The sequence below is a fragment of the Romboutsia sp. Marseille-P6047 genome (assembly GCF_900604535.1).
Classification (GTDB): Bacteria; Bacillota; Clostridia; order Peptostreptococcales; family Peptostreptococcaceae; genus Romboutsia_E.
In genome coordinates this window covers 386,560-393,948 of record NZ_UWOT01000001.1, presented here as the reverse complement: position 1 = coordinate 393,948, position 7,389 = coordinate 386,560, and the positions used below count along the sequence as shown (strand labels likewise).

At 29.7% G+C, this 7,389-nt stretch carries 5 protein-coding genes; 4 read left to right on the top strand and 1 reads right to left on the bottom strand.

Features of this window, described 5'->3' with window-relative positions:
• From EIH23_RS16165 to EIH23_RS01890, 4 genes are all read left to right on the top strand, one after another.
• Positions 1-816, top strand: an 816-nt coding sequence (locus EIH23_RS16165) for a hypothetical protein (protein ID WP_164488949.1), incomplete at its 5' end; no start/stop codon positions are given.
• 11 nt (positions 817-827) lie between these two features.
• On the top strand, positions 828-1,754 hold the full coding sequence (locus EIH23_RS01900) for a glycosyltransferase family 2 protein (protein WP_164488948.1): 927 nt from the start codon (positions 828-830) through the stop codon (positions 1,752-1,754).
• A 182-nt stretch (positions 1,755-1,936) separates the two neighbouring features.
• The gene (locus EIH23_RS01895) at positions 1,937-4,216 is read left to right on the top strand and encodes an N-acetylglucosaminidase (RefSeq protein ID WP_122638511.1); all 2,280 of its coding nucleotides are present in this window, start codon (positions 1,937-1,939) and stop codon (positions 4,214-4,216) included.
• Positions 4,216-6,288 carry an N-acetylmuramoyl-L-alanine amidase gene (locus EIH23_RS01890; protein WP_122638510.1) on the top strand — a complete coding sequence of 691 codons (2,073 nt, stop codon included), beginning with the start codon at positions 4,216-4,218 and terminating at the stop codon, positions 6,286-6,288. Before EIH23_RS01895 ends, EIH23_RS01890 begins: the two co-directional genes overlap by 1 nt.
• A gap of 37 nt (positions 6,289-6,325) precedes the next feature.
• Here the strand turns inward: EIH23_RS01890 and EIH23_RS01885 are convergent, their stop codons facing one another.
• Positions 6,326-7,294, bottom strand: a complete 969-nt coding sequence (locus tag EIH23_RS01885) for an LCP family protein (RefSeq protein ID WP_122638509.1) — start codon at positions 7,292-7,294, stop codon at positions 6,326-6,328.
• Between the last annotated feature and the right edge of the window lie 95 nt (positions 7,295-7,389).

Here is a 7,389-nt window from a genome sequence, read left to right as displayed (position 1 = left end):
ATATATATAGTATATTTCTTAATTAACTTACTTCCAAGTTTACTTACATACAACAGAGGTATGTTAATGATGATTGTAATAAGTTGTGTAAGTGTATTTGTATTAGAAATGTGGAAGGGGCTTTTAAGCTTAAAGAATATAGCATTTTTATCTATATTTGCAATAGTATTTATATATATATTTGGAATAATGGGTAATGTAAGGTCTAACTATAATCATGATACTAAAGGAAATGTAAATGATAGTACTTATATAATGGCAGTAGGAGAAGCAAGTGATAGCTTTAGAAACTCAATAGTTCCTAAGCCTATGTTCTGGGGATATATATATATGACATCTCCATTAGCTAACTTTGAAGAAAATGTAAGATACTATAATAATGTGCCATTAAATTTAGAAAATACATCAAAGTTTTTAAAGACATCTATATTACCTGATTTTATAGGAAAAAGAATTGAGAGTATATCACCACAAGAATATGATGAAGTGAAACAAGTGAGTCCTCATCTTACTGTCTCCTCAATGTTCTCAAGTGCATTTGTAAACTCGGGCTGGGGTGGAGTTATACTTATATATGTATATTTTGCATTACTTGTTTTAGTATATAGATATTTATTAGGTAATGATAGTCAGTTCCTTATAACAGGAATGGCAATTATGAATACTATTACTATGCTAAACTTCTTCTCAAATATGTTCACATTCTCAGGATTAAGTTTCCAATTAGTATATCCTTTATTATTTAGCTTACTATTTAGTAAAAGATGCTTTGATAAAGTAGTAGTATTATTAAGAAAAATTAAAATAGTAAATTAGGAGTGTTAATGATGATAGATATTTTGATGGCAACTTACAATGGAGAAAAGTATGTCTCAGAACAAATCGAATCAATTATAAATCAAACATATTCTGATTGGAAGTTATTTATAAGAGATGATGGTTCTAAAGATAATACGCTAAGCGTAATAAAGGAATACGCAAATAAGTATCCAGAAAAAATAGTTGTAATAGAAGACGGAAAAAGAGGATTAGGAGCAAAGCTTAACTTTGCAGAGTTAATGAAATATTCGAAAAATGATTATTGTATGTTTGCAGACCAAGATGATTTTTGGATTAATGAAAAAATACAATTAACTTTTGATGAGATGAAAAGACTAGAAGAAAAGTATTCTAAAAATACTCCAATATTAGTGCATACAGATTTAAAAGTTGTTGATTCTAACTTAAATATTTTAAATGAATCTTTCTGGGAGTACCAAAAACTTGATGCAAATAAAAGAGCATTAAATAATTTATTAGTACAAAACAACATTACTGGATGTACTATGATGATGAACAGGAAATTAATGGAAATGAGTACTAATATACCACAAGGATGTATAATGCACGATTGGTGGATAGGATTAGTAGCAAGTTGTTTTGGGCAAATAGGTATTGTAAATAAGCAGACTATGTTATATAGACAACATGGTGGAAATGAAGTTGGAGCACATAATTATAAGAGTTTAAAATATTATACAAGTAAGTTAAGTAATGTAAATAAGATAACGAAGAGTATAAATGACACTCTTGTTCAAGCTAAAAGCTTCTATGATGTATATAAAAATGATTTAACTAAAGAGCAAAAAAATACACTAATTGAATTTTATAGCTTAAAAGATAAAGGTTTAATTGGTAGAAAAGCATCTGTAGTTAAAAATAAGTTTTATAAAAATGGATTAGCAAGAAATATAGGATATTTTATATTTATTTAATTTTAATTTGTTTGTAGAATAAAGCCATTATTGTCTTTAGAAAAAGACTCTGATGGCTTTATTTATTGTCTAAATTATATGAATATTTGATAGGTGACTTCTTTTTTCGATATTTTATTATAATATAAGTGCAATTATGATAATATTATATAGAGGTAATATTTACATAAGGAGGAGAAATATTGAATATAAAAGTGACGTCAAAAATTATTACAGCTATATATGTAGCAAACTTAATAGCAACTGATTATTCATTTGCACTTGAAAATAATGCAGATATGACTACAGATGAAACTTCAATTGTGAATCAAAGTGTAGTTAAGTCAAGTAATATAATGTGTATCGACACACAATCAAGTGTAGTAAACAATGAAGACGTAGAAGTAAAGGGATGGTCATTGAATACAAGTGGGGTATCACAAGTAAAAGTATACGTAGATGGAAGGTATCATGGGAATGCAAATATAGGTGGGAGTAGAGCAGACGTAAATGCAGTATATCCAGGATATCCAGGAGGAGAAAATAGTGGATACTCATATACAATAGACAAGAACACTATTAGTAAAGGGGAACATATAATAAAAGTGGAGTCTATTGGTGTGGATGGAAGTGTCGACTATAGAGAAATCTCTATATACATGGAAAAGCCAGAAAATTTAATGTGCATAGATACTCAGTCTAGTGTAGTAAATAATGAGAACATAGAAGTAAGAGGATGGTCATTAAATATAAGTGGAGTATCACAAGTAAAGATATATGTAGATGGAAAATACTACGCAGATGCGAATACAGGTATAAGTCGATTAGATGTGAATGCAGTATATCCAGGATACCCAGGAGGAGAAAACAGTGGATACTCATATATCTTAGATAAAGATAGACTAACTAAAGGTGAGCATATTATAAAAGTAGAATCTATAGGAAATGATGGAAGCATAGATTATAGAGAGATATCTATATACATGGAAAAACCAGAAAATAGAATGTGCATAGATACTCAATCAAGTGTAATAAATAATGAGAATATAGAAGTAAGAGGATGGTCACTAAATACAAGTGGAGTATCACAAGTAAAGATATATGTAGATGGAAACTATTATGCTAATGCAAATATAGGTGGAAGTAGACCAGATGTAGATGCTGCATACCCAGGATATCCTGGAGGGAAAAATAGCGGATACTCATATATTATAGATAAAAATACACTAACTAAAGGTAATCATATAATAAAAGTTGAGTCTATAGGAACAGATGGGAGCGTAGATTCTAAAGAGATATCTATTAACCTGGAAAAGCCAGACCCAATAACGTGTATAGATAGTCCAAATGGAAATTATATTGTAAATAATAATGACTTAACTCTTAGAGGTTGGGCAGTTAATGCAAGTGGTGTAAACCATATAAAGGTATATGTAGATGGAGAATACTGTGGAAATGCAAATATAGGTGGAAGTAGATTAGATGTAAATTCAATTTATCCTCAGTATCCAAATTCAGCAAATAGTGGATTTAGTTATTCGATTGATTATAAAAAGCTTTCGTCAGGAAGCCATACTATAAAAGTTGAAGTTTACGGAAATGATGGAAGTGTAAGTGTAGCAACTACACAGTTAAATGAACTAAAAGTTATTGAAAGCAATATTTTAGATTTTACTTTTGATAAACATGTACAAAAGCAGATTGAAAAGGGAAGTAACAAAATATGGTCAACCAATTCATCAGGAAATTCAGTTTATGTAAATGCAACTGATGAAGAAGTAAGATGGTATATGGATTATAACAGTTTTAAAGATAGTAATAAAGATATGTTCCAATTTTTAAAAATAAATACATTTAGAAATCTTAAGTCGGCAAAAGAGCTTAATGACTTTTTAGATACTGTATTAAAAAATCCTAATACAAATAGCTTATCTGGACAGGGAGAAGCTTTTATAAATGCTGCCCAAAAATATAATATAGACCCATTATATTTAGTAGCACATGCGTTATGGGAAACAGGTTATGGATCTTCAACTTTATCTAAAGGAGTAACTTTAACGACAGACCATAAAGGAAATGTATTAGAAACACCTGTGACTGTATATAATTTCTTTGGAATAGCAGCAGTAGATAATAACGTAATATCAGGTGGAGCATCAAAGGCATACCAAGAAGGTTGGACAACACCACAAAAGGCAATAGAAGGTGGAGCTAAGTGGATATCTGAAAATTATATACATAGAGCTAAGTTTAATCAAAATACATTGTATAAAATGAGATGGTATTATGATACAACAAATGGAAACTGGCATCAGTATGCGACGGATATTAACTGGTCAAGAGGAATTGCAGGGTTAATGTATAGAATGTCAAGTATATATGACATAAATAGCGTACAAATGACTTATGAAGTTCCCAATTATAGTCAAAATTATTTTGCAAAAACAATAAATAAAATATTACAAATCATAGGGGGAGAATAATGCAATTAGTAGCAAAATTATTATCTAGCATTATTATTATAAACACATTATTCGTTAACTATTCATTTGGGGAAGAAAATATTACTACTAATAGTAATGATATAACTCCACCTATAGCTTATGAAGAGCAAATAGGAGAAGATGTTTTAGAAGAAAATATACATATAATAGAAGAAAGTGATACTAGTAATTTAAAGTCTAGCTCTATAATGTGCATAGATAGTCCATCAGGCATAATAAATGATGAGAATATAGAAGTAAGAGGATGGTCATTAAACTCAAGTGGAGTATCTCAAGTTAAAATATATGTAGATGGAGTATACTTTGGAAATGCTAACATAGGTGGATTTAGACCAGATGTAAATGATGCGCATCCAGGATACTTAGGTGGAGAAAATAGTGGATACTCATATACTATAGATAAAAATAAAATATCACCAGGTAATCATAAAATAAGAGTAGAATCTATAGGTACAGATGGAAGTATAGATACTAGAGAAACTATAATTGAAATGAAAAAAGGTACTGGATTAGTCTGTATAGATAGTCCATCAGGAACAATAAATAATGAAGATATAGAAGTAATAGGTTGGTCATTAAATCCAAGTGGAGTATCACAAGTAAAAGTATATGTAGATGGAATATACTATGGAGATGCAGCAATTGGTGGATCGAGACCAGATGTAAATGCGGCATATCCTGGATATCCAGGAGGAGTAAACAGTGGATACTCATATGCTATAGATAAAAGTAAAGTATCACCAGGAACTCATACAATAAAAGTAGAATCTATTGGTGTAGATAAAAGTAAATATTCAAGTGAAGTATCAATTGAAATGAAAAAAGGTACTGGATTAGTCTGTGTAGATAGTCCATCAGGAACAATAAATAATGAAGATATAGAAGTAAGAGGATGGTCACTAAATCCGAGTGGAGTATCACAAGTAAAAGTATATGTAGATGGAGCATACCATGGAAATGCAGCAACTGGTGGATCTAGACCAGACGTAAATGCTGCATATCCAGGATACCCAGGAGGAGCTAACAGTGGATATTCATATATAATAGATAAAAATACAATATCACCAGGAACTCATATTATAAAAGTAGAGTCAATTGGAGTAGATGGAAGTAAATATTTAATTGAAACATCAATTTTAATAAAAAAGCCAAATGCTAAAATACATATAGATACACCAAGCAATAGCTTTAATAAAAAAGAAAGCTCATATATGGAAATAAGAGGATGGGCATTAAATGCAAGTGGTGTTAAAAGTGTAAATATATATATGAATAATAAGTTTATGGGAAGTGCAACAACTGGAGGGAGTAGACCAGATGTAAATGCAGCGTATCCAGGATATACCAATGGAGAAAATAGTGGCTATCAACTAATAGTACCGACTGTAAATTTAATAACTGGGGTATATAACATAAAAGTTGTTGTAACAGGTAATGATGGAAGTGTTAGTTCCATAGAGCAAGTGTGTAGAGTTAATAATGGCGTTATAGTAATTGATCCAGGCCATGGAGGAAAAGACTCTGGAGCAGTTGGCTCAGGATTTAAAGAAAAGGATTTAAATATAGAAATATCACTTGCAACAGCAAATTATTTAGTTGTAAATGGATATGATGTAGTTATGACAAGAACATCAGAAATACCTTCAAATACAAAATTAGAATTAGCTGAGAGATCATCATTATCAAATACTTTAGATGCAAGTCTATTTGTAAGCATACATAATGATACATCTGAAGGAAATGGAAATGGTGCTCATGCAATTTATTCTATAAAAGATAAAAATGGAGGGCCAAGTAAGACCTTAGCTCAAAATATATTAAATAGTATAACAAGTAATACAGTACAAAATATAGCTACTAGAGGAGCTTGGACAAGAACACTAGATGATGGAAGAGATTACTATCATGTAATTAGAGAAGTAAAAGCAACATCTGTTATAATAGAGTGTTCATATATGAATTTAACAGACATACAAGCAGTAAATACTCCTGCTAAAAGAATTAAAATGGGAGAAGCAATAGCAAAAGGGATAATAAAAACTATAGGATAAAAAAACACCTCTAAATGAGGTGTTTTTTATTTGAAAATTATCCATTATACTCTATATTGTTAAATATAAAATCATGTAATATATCTAATGAATCTTTTTCATATTGAAGAACCCAACCTTTACCATCAACTATACCACCAGTTGAGTTGACATTATCATCAATTGGGAATTCCATTTGTGTTATTCCATTACCTATTAACCCTAAAATATTAGTACCAAGAGATAATATTTTTCCCGCTTTCATATTTGTTTTAATATATGGAAGTATTGTATCTAGTAAAGCAGGATATTTAGATACAGGTAGTTCTTTTAGACTTGTAGCAAGACCTTCTATAAGTTGTCTTTGTCTTTTATCTCTTTCAAATGCAGTATCGTTATATCTTATACGAGCATAAGCAAGAGCTTGATAACCATTTAATTTATGTACTCCAGCAGATTTTATATACTCTATACTTCCTTTATTGCTATTAGTGTTTAAATTATAACAATCACCGATATACCTATTGAACTCTTTGATTACAGAACTATCTACATTAACAGATACTCCACCAACAGTATCAACTATATCCATAAATGAAAAGAAATCAACAACAGCATAATTTTGTATATCTAATTCAAAGTTTTTTTCGATAGTTTCAACTAATAAGTTAATACCACCATAAGCGTAAGCATGAGTTAGCTTCTCTTTACTATGACCTGGAATATCAACATAACTATCACGAGCTAATGATGTAAGCTTTAAGCTTTTATTTTTGTTATCAACTGTAAGTATCATCATAGAATCAGATCTAGTACCATTATCATTAGTACTTCTACCATCTGTACCTACTAATAAAATATTAGTAATTGATTTATCTGATTTATAATCTTCACTATTAAGTATAGATTCATCAGCTGTACTATCGTGCATACTATTCAGTTTATAATATACATATCCAAAAGCTGTAGCCGGTATAGCTATAATTAAAATAACTAATCCAATTACAATTTTCTTTAATTTTGACAAAATAATCCCTTCTTTCGCATATTTTTTAAGTATAACTAATTATATTCCATTGAGGAAATATATTCAATAGTATAAAAAATTCAAAAATGAATATA